The 23,160-nt window shown below is 70.1% G+C and carries 22 protein-coding genes; 15 read left to right on the top strand and 7 right to left on the bottom strand.

Features of this window, described 5'->3' with window-relative positions:
* Positions 1–6: 6 nt before the first annotated feature.
* Complete coding sequence (locus ACEN96_RS24430) at positions 7–285, bottom strand: BufA1 family periplasmic bufferin-type metallophore (RefSeq protein ID WP_495585615.1); 279 nt, start codon at positions 283–285, stop codon at positions 7–9.
* A gap of 183 nt (positions 286–468) precedes the next feature.
* Between ACEN96_RS24430 and ACEN96_RS24425 the strand changes: the two genes are divergently transcribed.
* Positions 469–1,014 (top strand): sigma-70 family RNA polymerase sigma factor, encoded by a 546-nt coding sequence (locus ACEN96_RS24425; RefSeq protein ID WP_495585614.1) that lies wholly within the window; start codon positions 469–471, stop codon positions 1,012–1,014.
* The gene (locus ACEN96_RS24420) at positions 1,011–1,652 is read left to right on the top strand and encodes an NrsF family protein (RefSeq protein ID WP_495585613.1); all 642 of its coding nucleotides are present in this window, start codon (positions 1,011–1,013) and stop codon (positions 1,650–1,652) included. The genes ACEN96_RS24425 and ACEN96_RS24420 overlap by 4 nt, the downstream gene beginning before the upstream one ends.
* Here ACEN96_RS24420 and ACEN96_RS24415 read toward each other — a convergent pair whose 3' ends face one another.
* From ACEN96_RS24415 to ACEN96_RS24405, 3 genes are all read right to left on the bottom strand, one after another.
* Positions 1,653–2,537, bottom strand: a complete 885-nt coding sequence (locus ACEN96_RS24415) for a hypothetical protein (protein WP_495585612.1) — start codon at positions 2,535–2,537, stop codon at positions 1,653–1,655.
* 82 nt (positions 2,538–2,619) lie between these two features.
* Positions 2,620–2,952: a hypothetical protein gene (locus ACEN96_RS24410; RefSeq protein WP_495585611.1), complete on the bottom strand. Its 333-nt coding sequence runs from the start codon at positions 2,950–2,952 to the stop codon at positions 2,620–2,622.
* A 365-nt stretch (positions 2,953–3,317) separates the two neighbouring features.
* Positions 3,318–3,779, bottom strand: a complete 462-nt coding sequence (locus tag ACEN96_RS24405; RefSeq protein WP_495588678.1) for an Lrp/AsnC family transcriptional regulator — start codon at positions 3,777–3,779, stop codon at positions 3,318–3,320.
* A gap of 103 nt (positions 3,780–3,882) precedes the next feature.
* Between ACEN96_RS24405 and ACEN96_RS24400 the strand changes: the two genes are divergently transcribed.
* On the top strand, positions 3,883–6,153 hold the full coding sequence (locus tag ACEN96_RS24400; protein WP_495585610.1) for an aminotransferase class V-fold PLP-dependent enzyme: 2,271 nt from the start codon (positions 3,883–3,885) through the stop codon (positions 6,151–6,153).
* 39 nt (positions 6,154–6,192) lie between these two features.
* On the opposite strand, the gene ACEN96_RS24395 is transcribed toward ACEN96_RS24400, so the two are convergent.
* Positions 6,193–7,215 carry an ArsR/SmtB family transcription factor gene (locus tag ACEN96_RS24395; RefSeq protein WP_495585609.1) on the bottom strand — a complete coding sequence of 341 codons (1,023 nt, stop codon included), beginning with the start codon at positions 7,213–7,215 and terminating at the stop codon, positions 6,193–6,195.
* A gap of 111 nt (positions 7,216–7,326) precedes the next feature.
* Between ACEN96_RS24395 and ACEN96_RS24390 the strand changes: the two genes are divergently transcribed.
* The 9 genes from ACEN96_RS24390 to ACEN96_RS24350 all read left to right on the top strand — a co-directional run bounded on the left by ACEN96_RS24390 (position 7,327) and on the right by ACEN96_RS24350 (position 18,395).
* A complete protein-coding gene (locus ACEN96_RS24390) occupies positions 7,327–8,457 on the top strand; it encodes a UDP-glucose--hexose-1-phosphate uridylyltransferase (RefSeq protein ID WP_495585608.1) in 1,131 nt (376 codons plus the stop codon).
* Positions 8,454–9,644, top strand: coding sequence for a galactokinase (gene galK, locus ACEN96_RS24385; protein WP_495585607.1), 1,191 nt, complete (start codon positions 8,454–8,456; stop codon positions 9,642–9,644). The genes ACEN96_RS24390 and galK overlap by 4 nt, the downstream gene beginning before the upstream one ends.
* 257 nt (positions 9,645–9,901) lie before the next feature.
* Complete coding sequence (locus tag ACEN96_RS24380; RefSeq protein WP_495585606.1) at positions 9,902–10,903, top strand: ABC transporter substrate-binding protein; 1,002 nt, start codon at positions 9,902–9,904, stop codon at positions 10,901–10,903.
* A complete protein-coding gene (locus ACEN96_RS24375; RefSeq protein WP_495585605.1) occupies positions 10,903–12,672 on the top strand; it encodes a sugar ABC transporter ATP-binding protein in 1,770 nt (589 codons plus the stop codon). Before ACEN96_RS24380 ends, ACEN96_RS24375 begins: the two co-directional genes overlap by 1 nt.
* The gene (locus ACEN96_RS24370; RefSeq protein WP_495585604.1) at positions 12,669–13,715 is read left to right on the top strand and encodes an ABC transporter permease; all 1,047 of its coding nucleotides are present in this window, start codon (positions 12,669–12,671) and stop codon (positions 13,713–13,715) included. Before ACEN96_RS24375 ends, ACEN96_RS24370 begins: the two co-directional genes overlap by 4 nt.
* Positions 13,712–14,689: a galactofuranose ABC transporter, permease protein YjfF gene (gene yjfF / locus ACEN96_RS24365; RefSeq protein WP_495585603.1), complete on the top strand. Its 978-nt coding sequence runs from the start codon at positions 13,712–13,714 to the stop codon at positions 14,687–14,689. The genes ACEN96_RS24370 and yjfF overlap by 4 nt, the downstream gene beginning before the upstream one ends.
* Before the next feature lie 81 nt (positions 14,690–14,770).
* Positions 14,771–16,174 carry a glycoside hydrolase family 30 protein gene (locus ACEN96_RS24360; RefSeq protein WP_495585602.1) on the top strand — a complete coding sequence of 468 codons (1,404 nt, stop codon included), beginning with the start codon at positions 14,771–14,773 and terminating at the stop codon, positions 16,172–16,174.
* Between the two features lie 88 nt (positions 16,175–16,262).
* Positions 16,263–17,513: an ABC transporter substrate-binding protein gene (locus ACEN96_RS24355; protein ID WP_495585601.1), complete on the top strand. Its 1,251-nt coding sequence runs from the start codon at positions 16,263–16,265 to the stop codon at positions 17,511–17,513.
* An 18-nt stretch (positions 17,514–17,531) separates the two neighbouring features.
* Entirely contained in the window at positions 17,532–18,395 is an 864-nt protein-coding gene (locus ACEN96_RS24350; protein ID WP_495585600.1) for a glycoside hydrolase family 16 protein, read from the top strand.
* 6 nt (positions 18,396–18,401) lie between these two features.
* Here the strand turns inward: ACEN96_RS24350 and ACEN96_RS24345 are convergent, their stop codons facing one another.
* A complete protein-coding gene (locus ACEN96_RS24345; protein ID WP_495588677.1) occupies positions 18,402–19,154 on the bottom strand; it encodes an SDR family oxidoreductase in 753 nt (250 codons plus the stop codon).
* A 102-nt stretch (positions 19,155–19,256) separates the two neighbouring features.
* Between ACEN96_RS24345 and ACEN96_RS24340 the strand changes: the two genes are divergently transcribed.
* From ACEN96_RS24340 to ACEN96_RS24330, 3 genes are all read left to right on the top strand, one after another.
* Positions 19,257–20,186 carry an AraC family transcriptional regulator gene (locus ACEN96_RS24340; RefSeq protein ID WP_495585599.1) on the top strand — a complete coding sequence of 310 codons (930 nt, stop codon included), beginning with the start codon at positions 19,257–19,259 and terminating at the stop codon, positions 20,184–20,186.
* Positions 20,173–21,060 carry an aromatic amino acid DMT transporter YddG gene (yddG, locus tag ACEN96_RS24335; protein WP_495585598.1) on the top strand — a complete coding sequence of 296 codons (888 nt, stop codon included), beginning with the start codon at positions 20,173–20,175 and terminating at the stop codon, positions 21,058–21,060. Before ACEN96_RS24340 ends, yddG begins: the two co-directional genes overlap by 14 nt.
* Positions 21,061–21,182: 122 nt before the next feature.
* Positions 21,183–22,589 (top strand): C13 family peptidase, encoded by a 1,407-nt coding sequence (locus tag ACEN96_RS24330; protein WP_495585597.1) that lies wholly within the window; start codon positions 21,183–21,185, stop codon positions 22,587–22,589.
* Between the two features lie 141 nt (positions 22,590–22,730).
* Here the strand turns inward: ACEN96_RS24330 and ACEN96_RS24325 are convergent, their stop codons facing one another.
* The gene (locus ACEN96_RS24325) at positions 22,731–23,159 is read right to left on the bottom strand and encodes a hypothetical protein (RefSeq protein WP_495585596.1); all 429 of its coding nucleotides are present in this window, start codon (positions 23,157–23,159) and stop codon (positions 22,731–22,733) included.
* Position 23,160 lies beyond the last annotated feature (1 nt).

Raw genomic sequence — 23,160 nt, 5'->3', positions numbered from 1 at the left:
ATCCGGTCAGGACTTCACCGGCGCCAGCGAGCCCATGCCCTTGGGCGTCTTGATCGCGGTGCAGGTGCCGGCCGGCACGTACTTCCAGGCGTTGGCCTGATAGTCCGCCTTCGCGGTGCCGGCGCAGGTCGTGCCGGGGCCGGCGGCGCAGTCGTTCTTGCCGGCCATCGCGACGCCGAAGCAGCGCTCCTTCTCCGGCGCGGCGGGCTTGGTGTCCTGCGCCATCGCGGAGGCGGACAGGGCGGTTAGCGTGACGAGGGCGAGGCTCAGGGTGGTCGTCTTCATGGGGCACTCCTTGTGCGGTTGAATGAATGGCGTGATGCCAGGGACGTTCCAGGCGATTCCTGGTGCGATCCGGAAGCTAGTTCGCGGCGGATCCGCCCGGGGTTACAGCGGCACGAGAAAACACATCAAATATTTTTTGAAGGGCCGCTGTAACCTTCCGACCCCATGACACGAATAGATCCCGTGATCGCGACCGAGCATGAGCTGCACGACCTTTTCGTCGCCGGGCTGGACGGGGATGCGGCGGCCTACCACCGCTTCCTGCAACGCCTGGGAGCCCTGCTGCGCGGGTACTTCCGCCGCCGGCTGCAGCAGCTGCCGGACGAGGTCGAGGACCTGGTGCAGGAGACGCTGATGGCGGTGCACACGCAGCGCCAGAGTTACCGGCGCGGCGAGCCGCTGACGGCGTGGGTGCATGCGGTGGCGCGCTACAAGCTCGTCGACCTGTGGCGCCGGCGTGAGCGCCACGACGCCTTGAACGATCCGCTGGACGACGACCTGGCGGTCTTCGCGAGCGCCGATCACGAGGCGGGCGAGGCGCGGAGGGATCTGGGCCGGATGCTGGAGCAGTTGCCGACGAATCAGCGGCTGCCGATCCTGCACACGAAGCTGGAAGGGCTGTCGGTGCAGGAGACGGCGCGGTTGACCGGCATGAGCGAGTCGGCGGTGAAGGTGGGCGTGCACCGCGGGCTCAAGGTGCTGGCGCGGCTATGGAAGGACATGACATGAAGACGGACGAGCTGATCGGCCTGCTGGCCCGCGAGGCCGGCCCGGTGCCGGCGCACGCCGGCGAACGGCGCTTCGCGCTCGCGCTGATGGTCGGCGTGGCGCTCGCGCTGGCGTGGGTGCAGGGCGCCTACGGGATCCGCGCCGACCTGGCGGCGGTGATGGGCACGGCGGCGTTCTGGCAGAAGGTGGCAATGCCGCTGACGGTCGCGGCGACGGGGCTGATCGTGGTGTTCCGGCTCGGGCATCCGGGCGTGCGCATGGGCGGCTGGTGGCTGGGCGTGTGGCTGCCGGTGTCGCTGCTGTGGATCTGGGCGGCGGCGGTGTTGTGGATGGCGGAGCCGGCGGCGCGCGCGCCGCTGGTGCTGGGCGCGACCTGGCGCACCTGCGTGTTCAACGTCACGGCGACCGCGCTGCCGATCGGCGTGGCCTTGCTGTGGGCGCTGCGGGGCCTGGCGCCGACGCGGCCCGCGTTGACGGGTGCGGCGGCGGGCTGGCTCGCGGGCGCTGTGGGGGCTTGCGTCTACTCGCTGCACTGCCCCGAGATGGCCGCCCCCTTCGTCGCGATCTGGTACGTGCTGGGCATGGGGCTGACGGCAGCGCTGGGCGCGATCGCCGGGCGGCGCTGGTTGAGATGGTGATCAGTCGGCGAGGCGACGATGCGGGTGCCCTTGAGCGGCGAACCGTGCCAGCAAGCCAGTCGGCCCGAGGATGTGATCTGGCGAGAGAACGACGGTGATCTGCCGCTGCCAGCCCGGGGTCTGCCGCAGGCGGGCCTCGAGGCGGTTGAAGAGGAGGTCGTTCCATTCCTCGACGGTGGCCTTCGTGATCGACGGCGTGGCTTCGGGGCCGTACTGCTCGTCATGCAGGAGGGCTGAGAGCGCCTCGTCATCGGGTTGTCGGGCTGCGAGCCGATGGGCTCGCAAGAGCTTGTCGATGCCCGCCACGGTGGGCATGTCTCGTCGATAGTCGCTCGCCATGTCGGCCGGCGGCACTCGTTGCAGGGAGTCGAGCCACTCGACATAGGACGCCAAGCCGAAGATCGGCCGACGCCCGGGCGCGCCGAAGTGCGTGAGGACCAGGGCCTCGGTGCCCTTGCCGAGGGACTGACCGAGCGCACTCGCGGCCGCCTGCGCGCACACCGTGCGTTGAAGGTGGATGTCCCAGGACTCTCGCCCGAGCGTGACATCGGGTTCGCGCGTCGCGCAGTCCTCGAGCAGTTCGGGTTGCACCGGGGAGGCTGGGAGAGGGGCGTTCGTCGACGTGGGCCGGTACGTCGGCTCGGTCCGTGCGATGACGGCGTTGGAGATGAGTTCCAGCAACAGCACGTCGGCACCCGCCGTCGCGCGTTGAGCGGCGGGCGAAAGGACCTCGTCGGGGCCGCCCACCGGCAACGCACCGATCAGCGACACGGTGCGATCGCCCAAACGGAGTTCCCAGACGGGCTGGGCCCACGCGAACTGCAGCGGGCAGATGAGCAGGAGCAGCCAGGCGGACAAGCGCAAGGTATTCAACTGTGGCTTCATGGGAATTTCAAATGCGGAGAGGGGATGCCGGCGGCCCGGCCAATGGCTGGCCCGCCGGCGGGGTGAGCTCAACGTCCAGCGATCACGTGGCGCTCATGCGGCGTGCAGAGTCCAGCCGATCGAACGAGTTCTCATAGTTGGCCGCCGTCGGGTTGTTGGACGAGCCGCCATAGGCGCCGAATCCAGCACCAATGGCGAGCCCAGCGACGGTCAGGCCGGCGCTGCCGACGCCCGCATAGCCCAGCGAAGCGCCGACCATGCAGCCGGCGGTGGCGGCAAGCAAGCCGTAGCCTTGGGCCGCGGCGCCATACGCCGCCTGCCCGGTGGTGGTGCATCCATTCGCCATCTTCCCCACGGAGCCCTTGCCGCCGTAGACCAAGTCCATTTCTTCCAGGGTCAGTTCTTGCATCGACATGAAAAGTCTCTCTTTCAGATCAACACGGTCTGGTGTGCGACGCGCCCAGTCCGACTGCGCGATACCCGACGGGTATGCAGCCAGTCTGCGCAGCGCTCGGGTTGTCGCCAGCAAGGGCGAAGCGGGATGGACTTTCCGGCGCGCGTCGTGCAACCCGGCTTGCCGTACCGAGCCGGAATGGCACCAATGAATGGCACCTGCGCGTCGATCGATCCGGGTGGAGGATCCCGGATCCTGAATGGGAGTCAGGCCGCCGGCCCGATGAACTGAGCAGCGTTTGCTAGTTCCCGCTCATGCTTGCATTCACGGCGGCAGGGAGAAAACGAAGGAATCGACGGCCGTCGTCGCGACGGCCCCACAGGCGCTCAGTCGATGTAGGACAGCGGCAGCGCCGTCGTGAACTTCAGCTCCTCCATCGCGAAGCTGGAGCTGACGTCCGACAGCTGCGTCCCCGCGATGAGCCGCTTGTAGACCTGGTCGTAGGCCGCGATGTCGGGCACCACCACGCGCAGCAGGTAATCCACGTCGCCGCTCATCCGGTAGAACTCGACGACCTCGGGAATCGCCTCGACCGCCGCCCGGAACTGCTCGAACCAGCCCTGCGAATGCATGCTGGTCCGCACCGACACGAACACCGTCACGCCCACATTCACCTTCCGCGGATCCACCAGCATCACGTTGCGCGTGATGACCCCGGCTTCCTTGAGGCGCTGCACCCGGCGCCAGCAGGGCGTCGTCGACAGCCCCACCTCGGCGGCCAGGTCGCTGACCTGGATCGAGGCGTCCTGCTGCAAGGCCGCCAGGATCTTCCGGTCGATGGAATCCAGTTTCGCCATTTCATCAGTCCTTGGTATCCAATTGCCGAAATCGGCTATGCAAAGGCGGATTTTGCATGCGGATTCCACGGGTGGGTTCCGACAATCGCTGGCCATGGAAATCTATCTCGACGCCAACGCCACCACCCCTGTCCTGCCGCAGGCCCGCGACGCCGCGCTGTCCGTGATGGCGCAGGCCTTCGGGAATCCGAGCAGCATCCACGGCAGCGGCCTCAAGGCGCGCGCCCGGCTCGATGAGGTGCGCGCCACCGCGCGCCGCGTGCTGGGCGCGCCCAGCGGCCGGCTGCTCTTCACCAGCGGCGCCACCGAGGGCATCCAGACCGCCGTCCTGTCCGCGCTGACGGCGCTGCGCCAGCGCCGCGAGGCGGGCGAGGCCATCCCGCCGCGCCTGCTGTACGGCGCCACCGAGCACAAGGCCGTTCCCGAGGCCCTCAAGCACTGGAACGCGCTGCTGGGCCTGGACCTGGAGATCGCCGCCATCCCCGTCGGTCTCGACGGCCGCCACGACCTGCGCTGGCTGCGCGCGCAGGCGAGCACGGCGGGCCTGGTCTGCACGATGGCCGCCAACAACGAGACCGGCGTGATCAGCGACCTCGACAGCATCGCCGACGCGCTGCGCGGCACCGGCGCCCTGTGGCTGGTCGACGGCGTGCAGGCGCTGGGCAAGCTGCCGTTGCTGCTCGGCGAGCGGGCGATCGATTACGCGCCGTTCTCCGGTCACAAGCTCTACGCGCCAAAGGGCGTCGGCATGCTCTACGTGCGCGACGGCGCGCCCTTCACCCCGCTGCTGGCCGGCGGCGGACAGGAAGGCGCGCTGCGCTCCGGCACCGAGAACATGGCCGGCATCGCCGCGCTGGGCGCGGTGCTGGACGCGCTCGAACAGGGCGGCACCTTCGCCTCGCTGGGCGAACTGCTGGACCGCCGCCAGCGCCTGGCCGATGCGCTCACTGAGGCCTTCCCCGGCGTCGTCTTCAACGCTCCCTTCGACATCAGCCTGCCGACGACGCTCAACGTGTCGGTGCCGGGACTGAGCGCGAAGCTGCTGCTCGACCTGTTCGACGCCGCCGGCCTGCGCGTCAGCGGCGGCTCCGCCTGCGGCGCATCCAAGGCGCAGCCGAGCTATGTGCTGCAGGCGATGGGCGTGCCGGCGGCCAGAGCGGCCTCGGCGGTGCGGCTGTCCTTCGGTGCCGCCGATGCCCAGGCCACCATCGACGAAGCCTGCCGCCGCCTGCGCGCCTGCGGCGCGTCGCTGCGCGCGACCTGCCAGGTGCCGGCGTCCGGCGAGACGCCCCAGGCGCCGGAGCGGGTGACGCGCTTCGTCGTCGATGGCGCCTGCTGCTACGTCGTCGCCGATGCCGGCAGCCAACGCTGCGTGGTGGTCGATCCGCTGCCGGAGCTCACCGGCACGCTGGCGCAATGGATGCGATGTCGCGGGCTGACGCTGGCGGCGATCCTGGATACGCACAGCCACGGCGATCACGCCTCGTCGGCGCAGGCGCTGCGCGACGCGATGCTGGGCCTGCTCGATGGCGCAGCGACGGCGGATCGCGTCGATGGGCTGGGCTGGCCGACGGGGGCCGAGGCCATCGTGCTCGGCGGCCACCGGCTGACACGGCTCGCGCTGCCGGGCCACACCGAGGATTCGACCGCCTACCTGCTGCACACCGGCGACGCGCTGGTCGCGGCGTTCGTCGGCGATACGGTGATGCCGGGCGCGCTGGGCCGCAGCGATTTCGCGCAGAGCGCGCCGAGCGCCTTTGGCGCGTCGCTGAAGACGCTGGAGCGCCATGTCGGCGCCGACGGCCTGCTGCTGCCGGGCCACGATTACGACGACCGCTTCGCGACGACGCTGGGCGTGGAGTGCGGCGCGCAGCCGCTGCTGGAGGGCGTGCTCAAGGGCCGGCTCAGCGTCGAGGCCTTCGCGATGGAGAAGGCCGCGCTGGAGCGCGACCTCGCGCCCACCGAATACCAAACCATGGCCTGCGGCGCGCGCGTGGACTGCGCGCGGGCAGCGGAGCGCGTCGAGCTCGACGTCGCCGGCCTGCAGGCGCTGCTGTGCGACGGCGTGGGCCCGAAGCCGGTGCTGGTGGACGTCCGCGAGGCCTACGAGGCGAGACTGAGCCCGACCGAGGAGCTGGCGCCGGAGTCGGTGCCGCTGTCGACGCTGGTCAATGCGCTGCCACGCTGGAGAGCACTGCCGGCCGGCACGCCGGTGGTCTTCTTCTGCCGCAGCGGCAACCGCAGCGCGCAGGCGGCGCGGGCGCTGCGCCGCCTCGGCCATGGACAGGCCTTCAGCCTGGCCGGCGGACTGGCGCTGTGGCCGGAGACCAAGCCGGCGACTCCGTTCGACGCGATCGCGGTCTAGGCCAGGGTTCCGGCCGCGACGCCTCTGCGCCTGGACGCCTCAGCGGACCTCGCGCGGCGGCCGGCGCGCCGCGCAGGCCGATGCCGTCTTGCTGTTGTCCAGCGCATCCGGGCCATGGCCGCGAGGGAAGTCGAACGCGATCCGCATCACGATGTCCTGCGGGTAGTTGCCGAACTTGCGGCCGAACAGGTTGAGGCCGCCTCGATTGCGCGCGTCGTCCTTGACGCCCAGCCTGACCTTGATGTGGTTGGTCTGTGGCAGGTCCAGGTCGGCGATCTTCACCGCGCCCAGCGCGACGCCGTCGATCATCGAGCCCGTCTCCCCCACGCTCCATTGCTTGAGCAGCCCATGGGTCGTGCGGTCCACCTGCCACCAGCTCGGCATCAGCAGCGACGGCTTGCCGCCGTAGTCGCCAGGGCTGGTCCAGGTGCCGATCTCCTGGTCGTTGATCCACAGCGTGATGTCCGACGGCCAGTCCTCGTTGAACTGCGGCGCCTCGGAGCAGATCTCCATCGACAGTTCCAGATGGCTGGGCACCGCGCCATAAGGCAGGTTGTTCGGGAAGGCATAGTCGACGTAGCCCGAGCCGCCGAACCACAGCAACTGCGCGTAGACGTGTTCCGGCTCGAAGAAGGAGCGCGAGTCGTCCAGCATGCCGATGATCTTGGTCTCGCTGACCAGGCCGCAGGTGGGCTTGGCCTCGACGTGGCGGTAGCTGCCGATCGGCATGCTGATGGAGATGACGTTGGGCTGCGACTCGATCGCCGCGCCGGGCAGCCGCAGCCGGACCTCGTCGTAGCGCTTGGAGCAGAGCTTCTGCTGGCCGCGCGTGCCGGGCTCGACCTCCACCGACACCAGTCCCACCGCCTGCAGCTGGTTGATGTTGAAGCTGACCGTGGAATGCGGCAGGTTCATCGCCGACGCCAGCTCCGACACGTTCAGCACCTGGTGCGTCAGCAGGCCCAGCAGGGCCTGCCGCGTGTCCGAGGCCAGCGCCTTCGCCACCGCGAGCGCCGCATCGCCCTCCACCATCAGGATCCGGCTGCCCGAGACCTCCACCATCGCGCGTTCCCCCGAAAAGATTCGCGAGTTTATGCGGAGCATCTCCGTCCTCCGAGGTCATGGGGGAAGGTCCGATCATTACTAACAATTGAATTCGCGATAATGCCCGGCATGAACTCCGCATCCCACGACGGACGAGGCGAACGCGCCGACCGTCCCGGCCGCGTCCACCGCCGCCGCAACCCGCTGACCGGCGGCCATGTGCTGGTCTCCCCGCATCGCACCCAGCGCCCCTGGCAGGGCGCGCAGGAGGCGCTCGACGACGCGCCGCTGCCGGCCCATGACCCGGATTGCTATCTCTGCGCCGGGAACACCCGCGCGAACGGCCAGCGCAACCCGGACTACACCGGCCCCTTCGTCTTCACGAACGACTTCGCGGCGCTGCAGCCGGCGCAGGGCGACGAGGATCGCATCGCCTTGCCGGATGTCGACGGCGCCGACTTGATGCAGTCGCTGCCGGTGGCCGGCGAATGCCGCGTGCTGTGCTTCTCGCCGGACCATGCGCGCACGCTGCCGGAACTCACGCTGCCCGAATTGCGCGCCGTGGTGACGGCCTGGATCGAACAATCCGCGGACATGGGCGCGCGTCACCGCTGGGTGCAGGTGTTCGAGAACAAGGGCGCGGCGATGGGCTGCTCCAATCCCCACCCGCATGGGCAGGTCTGGGGCCTGGACCAGTTGCCGGACGAGGCGCTGCGGGCCGACGTCCATCAGCGCGACTACCTCGCCCGCCACGGCGAGCCGCTGCTGGTGCGCTATGTCCGCGACGAGCTGGCGGCGAAGGAGCGCCTCGTCGTCGAGACCGCGCACTGGGTGGCCGTCGTGCCGTACTGGGCCGCCTGGCCCTTCGAGACGCTGCTGCTGCCCAAGGCGCACACGCTGCGCCTGGATGCGATGACGCCGGCGCAGGCCGACGACCTCGCCGAGGCCGTGCGCCGGCTGACGACGCGCTACGACAACCTGTTCCAGTGCTCGTTCCCGTACTCGATGGGCTGGCATGGCGCGCCGCATGGCGCCGGCCGTCCGGACGACGCGGCCCATGCCCACTGGCAGCTGCACGCGCACTTCTATCCGCCGCTGCTGCGCTCGGCGACGGTGCGCAAGTTCATGGTCGGTTTCGAGATGCTCGGCGAGGCGCAGCGCGACCTCACGCCCGAGACCGCCGCGCAGCGGCTGCGCGAGGTCAGCGACACCGTGCATTACCGGCAGGCGCGCCGCGCCGCCGCATCGGAGGGCGCATGAGCCAGATGTCCTCGACCCCGCCGCGCGATCGCGCGGCGGAGGGATTCCGGCGTGCCTTCGGCCGCGCCGCCGAGCGCATGAGCCGCGCGCCCGCGCGCGTGAACCTCATCGGCGAGCACACCGATTACAACGAGGGCTTCGCGATGCCTTGCGCGATCGACCGCGACACGGTCGTCGCCGCGGCGGCGCGCGAGGACGACGTGGTGGAGGTGCTGGCCTGCGACCTGCCGGATGGGGCCGGCGCGGGCGGCGGCGCGCTGGGCCGCTTCCGCATCGGCGAGGCCGCCGACGTGGCCTCCAGCCCGCAATGGCTGCGCTACGTGCAGGGCATGGTCGCCGTGCTGCGCGAGCAGGGCCATGCCGTCGGCGGCGCGACGCTGGCGATCGCCGGCAACGTGCCGCAGGGCGCGGGATTGAGCTCGTCCGCCTCGCTGGAGATGGCGGTCGGCCAGGCGCTGTCGGCGCTCAACGGCTGGACGCTGGCGCCGGCCGCGATGGCGCTCGCGGGCCAGCGCGCCGAGAACGTCTACGCCGGCTGCCGCTGCGGCGTGCTGGACCAGCTGTCGTCCTCGCTCGGCGTCAAGGACCATGCGCTGCTCATGGACTGCCGCTCGCTGGCGGTGCGCGCGATCCCGATGCCGGCGGACCTGGCCGTGCTGGTCGTCGATTCCAAGATCCAGCGCGGCCTGGTCGACAGCGAGTACAACCTGCGCCGCCAGCAATGCGAGGCGGCCGCGCGCGGGCTCGGCGTGAAGGCGCTGCGCGACGTCAACGACGCGCTGTGGTCGCGCCTGGGCGGCACGCTGGACCTGGTGGTGCGCCGGCGCGCGCGCCACATCATCTCGGACAGCCGCCGCTGCGCCGGCCTGGCCGACGCGCTGGGCCGCGGCGATCTCGCCGCGATCGGCCACCTGATGCGCGAGTCGCACTGGTCGATGCGCGATGACTTCGAGATCACGGTGCCCGCCATCGACGCGCTGGCCGCGCTGATGCAGGAGGTGATCGGCGACCACGGCGGGGCGCGCATGACAGGCGGCGGCTTCGGCGGCTGCGTCATCGCGCTCGCGCCGCGCGCGATGGTCGGCGAGATCCGCGCCGCGGTTGAACGCGGTTACCGCTCGCCCGATGGCCGGGCCGCCGAGGTGCATGTCTGCGCCGCCTCCGACGGCGCCGGGGTGCTCGCGTGAAGCGGCCGCTTGCCTGAACGCAAGCTGATTCCGTCGGACGACAAGCGCCGCCGCTGAGTTCCAACGCGAAGGACTGAGGACCACTTCGGCCGCCCCGCCGCACCAACGGCGCGGGCGGGCCCACTGCGCCTGCCGGGCCGGTTGAGCGCGCTCGTGCTCTCTCTTCAACTCCCTCTCCCGCTTGCGGGAGAGGGCAGGGGTGAGGGCCAGCGGCCTCCCGCCCGCCATCCCCGCGCATTGACCACGAAGGAGTTCCCATGCGTCACGCTCGTCCGGCTTCGCGCCGCCGTCTCGTCCTCGGTGCCTTGTCGACTGCCGCGATCGCGGCGCTCGGCGGCCGGGACGCCATGCCTGGCGCGCTGGCCGCGGAGAAGAAGCTGGTCCTGGGCTTCTCCCAGATCGGCGCGGAGTCGGAATGGCGCACCGCCAACTCGGCGTCGATCAAGTCGGCGGCCAAGGAGGCCGGCATCGAGCTGAAGTTCGCCGACGCGCAGCAGAAGCAGGAGAACCAGATCAAGGCGCTGCGCGCCTTCATCGCGCAGAAGGTCGACGTGATCGCGTTGTCGCCGGTCGTGGAGACGGGCTGGGGCACGGTGCTGAGAGAAGCCAGGGCGGCCGGCATCCCGGTGATCCTGACCGACCGCACGGTGCAGGAGACGGACCAGAGCCTGTGGGTCACCTTCATGGGCTCGGACTTCGTCGAGGAAGGCCGGCGCGCGGCGCGCTGGCTGGTGGATCGCGTGAAGGACCGGCCGGCGGACCAGGACATCCGCATCGTCGAGCTGCAGGGCACGGTGGGCGCGGCGCCGGCGCTGGATCGCAAGAAGGGCTTCGAGCAGGGCATCAGGACCGACCCGCGGTTGAAGATCGTGCGCTCGCAGACAGGGGACTTCAGCCGGGCCAAGGGCAAGGAGGTCATGGAGGCCTTCCTGAAGGCCGAGGGCCGCGACATCGACGTGCTGTACGCGCATAACGACGACATGGCGATCGGCGCGATCCAGGCGATCGAGGAGGCCGGGCTGAAGCCGGCCCAGGACATCCTGATCATCTCGATCGACGGCGTGAAGGGCGCGTTCCAGGCGATGGTCGCGGGCAAGCTCAACGTGACGGTCGAGTGCAGCCCGCTGCTGGGGCCGCAGCTGATGCAGACGGTGAAGGACCTGAAGGCGGGCAAGACCGTGCCGCGCCGCATCGTGACCGAGGAGGGCGTGTTCCCGGCCGAGGTCGCGGCCAGGGAACTGCCCAAGCGGAAGTACTGATGACGCCGGTGCTGCAGGCGCGCGGCGTCGCCAAGGCCTTTCGCGGCGTGCCGGCGCTGGTGGACGCGGCGCTGACGCTGCGCGCCGGCGAGGTGCAGGTGCTGATGGGGCAGAACGGCGCGGGGAAGTCCACGCTGATCAAGGTCCTCACGGGCGTGCAGGACCGGGACGCGGGGGAGATCGTGCTCGACGGCGCGGCGTTTGTGGCGCGATCGCCGCTGGAGGCGCAGCGGGCGGGGATCGCGGTCGTGCATCAGGAGGTGCAGCTGTGTCCGAACCTGTCGGTCGCGGAGAACGTGCTGGCGGGACGGTTTCCGAAGCGCTGGGGAGGGGTGGCGATCGATTGGCGGCGGGTGCGAGAGGAGGCAGGCGCGGCGTTGGCGCGGCTGGGCATCGAGGCCGATGTGCGGCGGCCGCTTGGCGACCATCCGGTGGCGGTGCAGCAGATGATCGCGATCGCGCGGGCGCTGCATCAGCGGGCGCGGGTGCTGGTGCTTGATGAGCCGACGTCATCGCTCGATGAGGCGGAGACGGTGAGGTTGCTCGGGAAGATCAGGCAACTGCGCGAGGAAGGGGTTGCCGTGTTGATGGTGACGCACTTCCTCGATCAGGCGTACGCGGTGGCGGATCGGTTCACGGTGCTGCGCAATGGGGAGTTCGTCGGCGAGCGGCTGGCGGCGGAGCTGCCAAGGATGGAACTCGTCACGCTGATGCTGGGGCGGGCGTTGAGTACTTCCACCGCCGCTGGCCCTCACCCCCACCCTCTCCCGCAAACGCTGCTGCTTACCAACTCCCTCGCCCCCCGCGAGGGGGGAGAGGGCAGGGGAGAGGGGGTGCTTCGAAGGGCAGCAGCGCTGTGGCACGAGCCCCCTCTCCCCTCCCTCTCCCCGCTGGGGCGAGGGGGTAATACGGGCGGCGCCCGATCGTCTGACCCCCTCGCCCGCTTGCGGGAGAGGGCGGGGGAGAGGGCCAGCGGCGATGGCGGTGCAGCACTCTTCTCGCCCCAAAGCCCGCCTGCGGGCGAGGGCCAGCGGCCGTCGATCCTCGCCGCCCTGGGGCTGGGCCGCCGCGGCGCGGTCGAGGACATCACCCTCCAAGTGTCCGCCGGCGAAGTACTGGGCCTCGCCGGACTGCTCGGCGCCGGCCGGACCGAAACCGCGCGTCTGCTCTTCGGCGCCGATCGCGCCGATGCCGGCGAAATCCGCGTCGATGGCCGCCCGCTGCGCCTGCGCAGCCCGCGCGACGCCGTTCGCGCCGGCATCGCCTTCTGCCCCGAGGAGCGCAAGGTCGACGGCATCGTCGCCGAGCTCTCCGTGCGCGAGAACATCCTCCTCGCGCTCCAGGCCCGCCGCGGCATCTTCCGCACGCTGTCCGCCGCCGCCCAGCGCGAGCTGGCCCAGCGCTTCATCACCCAGCTCGGCATCAAGACCGCCGACGTCGAGACGCCCATCGGGCTGCTCTCCGGCGGCAACCAGCAGAAGGCCATCCTCGCGCGCTGGCTCGCGACGGCGCCGCGCTTGCTGATCCTCGACGAACCCACGCGCGGCATCGACATCGCCGCCAAGCAGGACCTGATGAACGACGTGCTGACGCTGTGCCGGCAGGGCATGGCCCTGATCTTCATTTCCTCCGAACTGCCCGAAATGCTGCGCGCCAGCCACCGGGTGACCGTGCTGCGCGAGCGCCGCCAGGTCGCTGAGTTCGACGCGCGCGGCCTGACCGAGGAACGGCTGCTGCGCGTGATGGCCGGCGCGGAGCACTCCGCATGAGCGCCGCCCGACATCGTGCCGATCACCACGCCGGCGCGCGCCACGCGGCCTGCGTGCTGCTCGCGCTGTGGGCGCTGAACGCGGTGCTGAACCCGCAGTTCCTGAGCCTGCGCTGGCAGGACGGCCATGCCTACGGGCCGCTGATCGACATCCTGAATCGCGCGGCGCCGCTGATGGTGGTCTCGATGGGCATGACGCTGGTCATCGCCGTGCGTGGGATCGACATCTCGGTCGGCGCCGTCGTGGCGATCGCGGCGGCGGTCGCGGCGTCGCTGGTCACGCGCGACGGCGCGGCGATGCCGATGACGGCGGCCCTCCTGGGCGCGCTCGGCGCCGCCGCCCTCTGCGGCCTGTTCAACGGCCTGCTGGTGGTCGCGGGCGGCATCCAGCCGATCATCGCGACGCTGATCCTCATGGTGGCCGGCCGCGGCATCGCACAGCTCATCACCGACGGCCAGATCATCACGATCTATCACGCGCCCTATTTCTTCCTCGGCGGCGGCTTCCTGCTCGGCCTGCCGTTCGCGCCCTGGCTGGCACTGGGCGTGGCGGCGCTGTTCGGGCTGCTGAAGCACCGGACCGCGCTGGGCCTGTTCGTGCAGGCCAGCGGCGCCAACCCGGCCGCCGCCCGCCTGGCCGGCGTGCAGGCCGCCGGACTGCTGCTGGCGCTGTACATCGCCTGCGCGCTGTGCGCCGGCCTGGCGGGCCTGATGATCAGCGCCAACATCAAGAGCGCCGACGCCAACAACGCCGGCCTGCTGCTGGAACTCGACGCGATCCTGGCGGTCGCGCTGGGCGGCAGCTCGCTGCTGGGCGGGCGTTTCAGCCTGCGCGGCAGCCTGCTGGGCGCGCTGATCATCCAGACGCTGACCACCAGCATCTACGCGCTGGGCATCGCGCCCGAGGTGACGCTGGTGGTCAAGGCGGCCGTGGTCTTCGCCGTGTCGATCAGCCAGGCGCCGGTGTGGCGCGACTGGCGCGAGCGCCGTGGCCCTCGGACACGGCGATCCGCGGGCGACCGCCGCCACGGAGCCTCGGCATGAACGCGCGCGCTCTCGTGCATGCGCGCGACCTGCCGAGCTGGGCCTCGGTCGCGCTGCTGGTCGTGGCGACGCTGGGCGGCGCGGCGGCCTATCCCGGTCTGCTGGGCAGCCAGGTGCTGCTGAACCTGCTGATCGACAACGCCTTCCTGCTGGTGGTCGCGGTGGGCATGAGCTTCGTGATCCTGTCCGGCGGCATCGACCTGTCGGTGGGCTCGGTCGTCGCGCTGACGACGATGCTGCTCGCACTCGGCGTCGAGCGCGCGCGGTTGCCTCCCGCGCTGCTGGTGCCGCTGCTGCTGCTCGGCGGCGCGGCCTTCGGCGGGTTGATGGGCGCGGTGATCCATGTCTTCGCGATCCCGCCCTTCATCGTGACGCTGGCGGGCCTGTTCCTCGCGCGCGGTCTGTGCTACCTGCTGAGCCTGGATTCGATCCCGATCGCCGATCCGGCGCTCACCGCCTGGTCGCAGGCGCGCTGGCCGCTGGGCCCGTTCGGCGAGATCACGCCCGGCGCCGTCTGCGCGCTGGTGGTGCTCGCGCTGGCGGTGGCCGTGTCGCGCGCGACGCCCTTCGGCCGCGCCGTGTTCGCGATCGGCGGGCAGGAGGGCTCGGCGCGGCTGATGGGCCTGCCGGTGGCCGCGACGCGCATCGGCGTCTACGCGCTCAGCGGCCTGTGCGCGGCGCTCGGCGGCGTGCTCTTCGGCGTCTACACGCTGTCCGGCTACGGCCTGCATGCGCAGGGACTGGAGCTGGACGCGATCGCCGCCGTCGTGATCGGCGGCGCGCTGCTCAGCGGCGGCACGGGCCATGTGCTGGGCGCGCTCACCGGCGTGCTGATGCTCGGCCTGATCCAGACGCTGATCCTGTTCGACGGCAGCTTGAGTTCCTGGTGGACGCGCATCGTCATCGGCGCCCTGCTGGGGCTGTTCTGCGGACTGCAGCGGCTGATGGTGCTGTGGCACGGCCGAGGGATTTGACCGCCTTGCCAACTGCCTCTATGCTCGCCGATTGAAAGCGCTTTCAAGCGCGCTGATTCGACAAGCACGAGAGGCATTCCCATGACGGAGACAACTTCGGCCGGCGCGTCCGTGCCGCTGCAATGGACGCTGTCCGCGAAGGGCGCGAGCCTGGCCGACGCCACCCGCCTGGCGGCGCAGCCCGAGCTGGCGTTGCAGCCGGTGGCCCGGCTGATGGCCGATGCCGCGGTGGCGGGCATGTCCAAGGTGGTGGTCAACAGCGCCAAGCGCTTCCAGCGGATCGAGGGCTTCGGCGGCGCGTTCACCGAGGCGGCCGCGACCACGTGGCAGAAGCTCCCGCCGGCCGAGGCCAACGCGCTGCTGCATGCCTACTTCGACGTCAACGCCGGCCACGGCTACACGTTCAACCGCGTGCACATGAACAGCTGCGACTTCTCGCTCGGCAACTACGCGCATGCCGAAGTGCCCGGCGACGAGGCGCTCGAGCACTTCAACATCGATCGCGACCGCCGCGCGCTGCTGCCGATGATCCAGGCGGCGATGAAGGTCGCGCCGGGGCCGATGAAGCTGCTGGTCTCGCCGTGGAGCCCGCCGGCCTGGATGAAGTCCAACGGCGAGATGAACAACGGCGGCAAGCTGCTGCCTCGGTACGCGAAGGCATGGGCGCAGTGCTTCGTGCGCTTCATCCAGGCCTACGAGGCCGAAGGCGTGCCCATCTGGGGCGTGTCGGTGCAGAACGAGCCGGACGCGGTACAGCGCTGGGACTCCTGCGTCTACAGCGCGGAGGAGGAGCGCGACTTCGTCCGCGACCACCTCGGCCCCGCGCTGCATGCGGCGGGCCTGCAGCGCATCCGCATCGTCGTCTGGGATCACAACCGCGACCAGATGGTGCAGCGCGCGGATGTCGTGTACTCGGATCCCGAGGCATCGAAGTACGTGTGGGGCTGCGGCTTCCACTGGTATGTCGAGGACCATTTCGACCACGTCGGCCTGCTGCACGACGCCTACCCGGACAAGCAGCTGCTGTTCACCGAGGGCTGCCAGGAGGGCGGGCCGCACATCGGCTCGTGGCTCACCGGCGAGCGCTACGCGCGCAGCATCATCAACGACCTCAACCGCTGGACGGTGGGCTGGATCGACTGGAACCTGCTGCTCGACGAGACCGGCGGGCCGAACCACGTCGGCAACCTGTGCAGCGCGCCGATGCTCGCGGACCGCGAGCACAACCGGCTGATGCCGCAGAGCTCGTACGACTACCTCGGCCACTTCAGCCGCTTCATCAAGCCCGGGGCGCGGCGGGTGCTGTGCTCGGCCAGCAGCCAGGACCTCGAGTGCACGGCGGCGGTGAACGAGGACGGCAGCGTCGCCACGGTCGTGATGAACCGCAGCGACCGGGCACATCGCTTCACGCTGCGCATCGACGGGGTGGCGGGCGTCGTGTCGCTGCCGCCGCGCAGCATCGCCACCTACGTGCTGCCGCGCTGAGAGCCGGATGTCCGAGTCGAGCGCGAACGGCGCGAAAGGCGCGAAGGACGATCCGCGAGTTGCGCGAACGGGACCGAGCCGGCGGGCGATGCTCGCGGCGCTGACCGCGCCGGCGTGGTCGGGCACGCTGGTCGTGCCGGCGCTGGCGGGCCCGCGCGAGGTGCTGACCATCGCGGCGTTCCCGCTGATGGACGAGATCGCCAAGGCGGCGATCCCGGCCTGGCAGGTGATGCATCCGGACGTGGAGCTGCGCATCCTGATGCGGCAGTACAGCGACCACCACACGGCGATGACGACGGCGCTGTCGACGGCGGTCGGCCTGCCGGACGTGATGGCGCTGGAGTCGAGCTTCGTCGGCCGCTTCGCGCAGGGCGGCGGGCTCGAGGACCTGCGGCAGGCGCCCTTCGGGATCGAGGCGTTCCGCCCGCGGCTGGTGCCCTATGCCTATGACCAGGCGATCGCGCGCAATGGCGCGGTGGTCGCCGTGCCGGCCGATATCGGGCCCGGCACGATGCTGTATCGCAAGGACGTCCTCGAGCGCGCGGGCGTCGCGGCGCAAGAGCTCACGCGCAGCTGGGACGGCTACGTCACCGCGGGCGAGCGCATCAAGGCGGGCACGGGCGCGTACCTGATCGCCAACGTGCAGGAGATCAAGGACATCCTGATCGCCGATGGCCTGCGGCCCGGCGAGGGCATCTACTTCGACGGCGATTCGCGGGTGCTGGTGGATTCGCCGCGCTTCGAGCGCGCCTTCGAGGTCGCGCTGCGCGCGCGGCAGAAGGGGCTGGACGCAAAGGTGCCGGCGTGGTCCAACGACTGGGGCGCCGGCTTCAAGCAGGGGCGCCTGGCGACGGAGCTGTCGGGGGCCTGGCTGGTCGGACAGCTCAACGCGTTCATCGCGCCGGAGACCAAGGGCTTGTGGCGCGCGTCGTCGCTGCCGGGCGGCGCGCATGTGCCGTATGGCGGGACCTTCTACGCGATCGCGCGCAAGTCCTCGCCGTCGCGCAAGGCGCTGGCGTGGCGCTTCATCCAGCTGATGACGCTGGATCCGAAACGGCAGCTGCAGGCGTTCAAGAGCTACGACGCCTTCCCCGCCTTGAGGGACGTGCACGAGGACCCGTTCTTCAGCGAGCCAGTGGACTTCCTCGGCGGACAGCGGGCGCGTCTGCTCTGGCGCGACGACGCGCTGAAGATCACGGCCTTGCCGGTCCACAAGCAGAACAAGTTCGCGGAGGAGGTCGTGCAGACCGAGCTCGACAAGGTGCTGCGCGGGCAGAAGACGATCAAGGCGGCGCTTGCCGACGCCGCGCAGCTGCTGGAGCGCCGCGCGAAGCGGTGAGGCATGGGAAGGGACTTCATGAAGCAACGATTGACACGGCACCTGGCTGCCGTGCCGCTGTTGGCGGCGCTCACGATCGACGGTGGCGGCGCGATCGCGCAGACGGCGACGGGGAAGGGCGGGGCGGCGTCCGGCCCGATCGGCGTGCCGTCGGGTTACTCGCTGGTGTGGTCGGATGAATTCGACCAGGCCGGGCTGCCCGACGAGGGCCGGTGGAGCTACGACACCGGCATGAACAAGCAGGGCTGGCACAACCGCGAGAAGCAGTACTACGCCGGGCCGCGCGCGGAGAACGCGGCGGTGAAGGACGGCCGGCTCGTGATCACGGCGAGGAAGGAGGCGCTGTCCTCGCGGCCGGATTGGGGCGGCCAGCAGTACACGTCGACACGGCTGATCACGAAGGGCAAGGCGGAGTGGACCTACGGCTACTTCGAGATCCGCGCGAAGCTGCCCTGCGGCAAGGGCACCTGGCCGGCGATCTGGATGCTCGGCAGCCAGGGGGACTGGCCGGCGGCGGGCGAGCTCGACATCCTGGAGCACATGGGACGCAAGCCGGACTGGGTCTTCAGCACGGTGCACACGAGCTCAGGCCATGGCGGACATGGGGTCGGGCAGGGGCGCAAGCTCGCGACGGCGTGCGACGCGTTCCACAACTACCAGATGCTGTGGACGCCGAAGGAGATCCGATTCGGCATCGATGGCCAGGTGCACGCGGCGTATCCGAACCTGGCGCAGGGAACGGCGCAATGGCCGTTCGACAAGCCGCAGTTCCTGATCCTCAACCTCGCGATCGGCGGGGACCTCGGTGGGGAGATCGACGACGGGATCTTTCCGATCGGGTACGAGGTCGAGTATGTGAGGGTCTATCAGCCGAGCAGGTGATGCCGCTCACGCGGCGAGCGCCACGGCGTCGGCTCCCGCCGGAATCCGCATCGGCGCTTGCGGATCCGTCACCGCGCGCCAGACGGCCTCGGCCACGTCCCGCGCGTGCGTGACCGGTGTCGACGCATCGCGCACCGCGGCGAAGACCCGATCGCGGAACGCCCTGTAGGGTTCGGGCACGTCGACGGGCATCAGCTTGCGCGCGTTCTCACCGAAGCTCGTGCTGGGCGACCGGCCCGGCAGCACGAGCCGCACGCGGACATCGAACGGTGCCAGCTCCAACGCGAGCGATTCGGTGAACGCATTCACCGCGGCCTTGCTGCCCGTGTAGACGGACAGCAGCGGCAGCGGCTTCAGGGTCACGCTCGACGTGACGTTCACCACCACGCCCGCGTGCCGCTCCCGGAACTGCGGCAGCACCGCCTGCGTCATCGCGATGGTGCCCAGCACGTTCGTGTCGTAAAGCGCGCGGGCGCTCTCCATGTCGACGCCTTCCAGCGGCGCGAGCAGGCCAACGCCTGCGTTGTTGACGAGCGCGCCGATCGGGCCGGCAGTCTCGACGCAGCGACGGATGCTCTCGCCATCGGTCACGTCGAGCGGCAGCACGCGCAGACGATCCGAACCCGGCAGCAGGTCCTGGCGCGGCGCGCGCATCGTTGCCACGACGCGCCATCCCTGATCGAGGAAGAAGCGCGCTGTCTCCAGGCCGAAGCCGGAAGAGCAGCCGGTGATCAGAACGGTCTGAGGCGTGGAAGTCATGGGCATCGAGGAACTCCTTCGGATTGACGATGCCCAGACGATAGGGAGCAAGGACAGGACTGACTACACTGCGAAGTCCATTCCTTTGTCGAGATCGTCCAGATGGTCGACCCGTTGGCCGAAGTGGTTGCCCTGCTGCGGCCACAAGCGCCGTTCTCCAAGCTTGTCGTCGCATCGGCGCCCTGGGCCGTGCGGCGCAGCGAAACCGGCCGGCCGTTCTACTTCGCCGTGCTCGAAGGCGCCTGCCATCTGACCGTCGACGGCCCGGCGCAGGGCGAGACGATGACGCTGCGCGCGGGTGACTTCGCGTTGATCCCCGCCGCTCGCGGCTTTGCGACGTCCAGCCTCGACCGACAGCCGCCGCGCGAGGGCGAGCGCGTGACCACGCCGATCGCGGCGATCCCCGGCGGCGCGCGAGTCGGTGATCCGGCGGGCGCGGTGGACGTCCGCATGCTCGTGGGCAACTGCGTGCTCGGCTCGCCGGACGCGGCGCTGCTGGTCTCGCTGTTGCCGCAGTGGGTGCACGTGCGCGGCGAGAGCCGCCTGTCGACGCTGGTGCAGCTTGTCGGCGATGAATCCCGCGCGGCCCGGCCCGCGCGCGACATCGTGATGTCCCGCCTGCTGGAGGTGCTGCTGATCGAAGCTTTCCGTGCGACCTCGAGCACCGCCGCGACGCCGGGCCTGGTGCAGGGGCTGACTGACCCGAAGCTGGCGCTGGCGCTGCGCCGCATGCACGGTTCACCGGCGCATCCCTGGACGGTGGCCGAGCTCGCGAAGGAGGCGGCGATGTCGCGTTCCGCGTTCTTCGAGCGTTTCAGCCGTGCGGTCGGCGTCGCGCCGATGGCATATCTGCTCGCCTGGCGCATGGCGCTCGCGAAACAATGGCTGCGGCAGCGCGAGCTGTCGATCGCGGAGATCGCCGAGCGCGTCGGCTACAGCGCGGTCGGTCCGTTCGGGGTGGCGTTCACGCGGCAGGTGGGCATGCCGCCGGGAAGATTTGCGAAGGTTGATCCACTGGATGTCGAAGTCTGAAGTCTCCAAGGCCGCCACCGCGCTGGGCCTGATCGCCATCCTGTTCTGGAGCACCTCCGTCGGCGTCAACCGCAGCACGATCGAGTTCCTCGGCCGGACCGGCGCGCCGGCGGTGCTGTTCACCGCCGCGGCGCTGCTCCTGCTGCCCACGCGTACTTCCTTGCGCGAGCTGCCGCGCCGCTACCTGTGGATCGGTGCCACGCTGTTCGTCGCCTACGAGCTGTGCTTCGTCCTCGCGCTCGGACTGGCGCGCACGCGGCACGAGGCGATCGAGGTCGGCATGGTGAACTACCTGTGGCCCAGCCTCACGGTGCTGTGCTCCGCCGTCGCCGGCCGCACGCGGCTCAACGCGTTGATGCTCGGTGGCCTGGCGCTGGCGCTGGCCGGCGTGGTGACGGCGTCGTCACCGCCGGAAGGCCTGTCGCTGAGCCGCTTCTTCCACAACGCCGCGGCGAATCCGCTGTCCTATGGCCTCGCCTTCATCGGTGCGATCGTGTGGGCCCTGTACAGCACCTGCACGAAGTTCATGGCCCAAGGCAGGAACGGCCTCTGGTTCTTCATGGCCTTGAGCGCCGCGGCGTTCTGGATCTGCCATGCGCTCGACGGCGACCGGCCGCCGATGACCTGGTCCGCGCATGTCGTCATCCAGGTCGTGCTGGCGAGCGCGGCGGTGACGCTGGCCTACACGCTGTGGAACATCGGCGTGCTGCGCGGGAACATCCATCTGCTCGGCCTGGCGGCCAACGCGACGCCACTGCTGTCGGCGCTGTTCGCGTCCGTGCTGCTGAGCGCGCCGCTGCCCGGCGTGTTCTGGATCGGCGCGGCGATGGTCGCGGCGGGGTCCTTGCTGGCGGCGGCCGGATCGCGGAGATAGCCCGCGCGCAACGCGCGGTTGCAACCGCGCGGCGGTCCCGCATCGGCGTGTCATTGACGCGCCGCTACGATTCGCTTCCGATAACGACCCGCGCTTGAGCGCGGGCTGAGGGAAGGTGATCGATGGCTGCGAAAAACTGGCCGCGCGAAGGCGCGCGGGTGCTGGCGTTCCGGGCGCCGCGATGGGAGGGCTTGAACGGCACGCCGTTCGCGGCCGCCATGATGACGATGCTGGCGGTGCTCTACGGAGTCGCGTTGCAGCGGATCGCCATCGTCGGACCGGCTACGTTCTATTGGACCGGACTGCTGAACGGCTGGCTCGCGTCGCTGCTGTCGATCTGGATGTCCTGGATCGTGGTCCGGTCGGCGCCGGGCGAGGCGCAAGCTTCCGACGTCGGCACGCTGGTGACCCTCCAGATCGCGGCCACTTTCGCGCTCACGGTGATCGATGGCGTGGCCTTCCTGGCGCTGCGCTTCGCCTTCGGCGATCCGATGGCATGGCCACTTGCGCTGCGGTGGGCGACATGGCTGCTGCCGGCGGTCTGGGGTGGACTGAGCAGCCTGCGTCTGCTGTGGCGGATCACGGGTGCATGGCGGGTCCGCGCTGGCGCTGTGCTGGTGGCGCTGATCTCGTTGGCGATCGCCGATTGGGCGCAGCCCATGATCGTGTGGTGGCCGGACCGCACCGCGGCGGCATCAAAGGACGGCGCGGATGAGGACAGCGCGGCCGATGACGATGCCGGCCCCGGCCTCGTCGTGGACGAGACCGTCCTCGCGATCCAGCCCCGCGTGATCGACGACGCGCTGAAGTCGCTGCCGGCGTCGCAGCCGGACCGGGTCAACGTGTACGCGGTCACCTACGCGCCGTACGAGAGCGAGGACGTCTTCATGAACGAGAGCGAGGTCGTCGCGCGGACCATGGCCGAGCGCTTCGGCGCTGGTGGCCGCACGGTCCAGCTCGTGCTGAACAAGAAGACCTCGAAGACGCTGCCCTGGGCCACCCAGGCGAACCTGCGACGGACCATCGACCGGATGGCGTCGCTGATGGATCGCGAGAAGGACGTGCTGTTCCTTCATCTGACCTCGCATGGCGGCAAGGACGCGAGCCTGGCGACGATGTCCTGGCCGCTGAAGATCGATCCGGTGACGCCGGCGCTGATCAAGCAGTGGCTCGACGAGGCGGGCATCCGCTGGCGCGTGATCTCGGTCTCGGCCTGCTATTCGGGAAGCTGGATCGCGCCGCTGGCTGGCGATGGCACGCTGGTGATGACGGCGGCCGACGCGGATCACACCTCCTTCGGCTGCGGATCCCGCTCGCCGCTGACCTTCTTCGGGCAGGCGATGTACGTCGACGCGCTCAAGGACAGCAGGTCCTTCTCCGAAGCGCATGCGAAGGCTCGCCAGCTGATCGAGGTCCGCGAGAAGGAGGCCGGAAAGAAGGATGGCTACTCCAATCCGCAGATCAGCGAAGGCGCCGCCATCCGTGAGGTGCTCAGGCGGCTCGAGGCCGAACGGCAGGCAGCGCACTGATGCCTCGCCGCCTCAAGCCGCACATCCTCGGCACGGTGCTGCGCACAGACACGGACATCGACCCGACCTGGGCAGCATGAGAAGCGCATCGACCCGCTGTTGAGCGGGGGCGAGGCATGAGCCGGGCGAGGCGTTGCTTCGTCAGTTGGCATCCAGCATCTTGAGAATTTCGCGCCGGGCCTGATCCGCTTCGACCGCCTGGTGCTCCACTTCCTCCGCCTCTGCCATGAGCAGCCGGAGCTCGGTCGCCAGATGCGCACGCCGGTTGGCCACCACGGAGTCGTAGAAGACCTCGACGTCCTCGAAGCGGCGTAGCGCGACCCCGGGCAATTCGACGCCAGCGGCTGAATAGAGCTGTTGGAGATCGGTGCGCTGCGGAGGTCGATCGGACACCATCGCCGCTTGCAGCCGGGCGAGACGATCCCTCAGGGCGACCGATCGGTGCACAGCCGTCTGGAAGCGGGCCTTCAGATCGGCGGCCCGCTGCGTGGCGTGTCCCAGCGCAGCCGGCGAGCATGCGGCGGCCATCGCATCATTGGCATCAACAGGCATTTGCGGTTCCATGCTCATT

It is taken from the genome of Roseateles sp. Mitsp63 (assembly GCF_059491535.1).
Note: the sequence above shows the minus strand (reverse complement) of the source record. Positions and strands in the feature narration are given on the sequence as shown.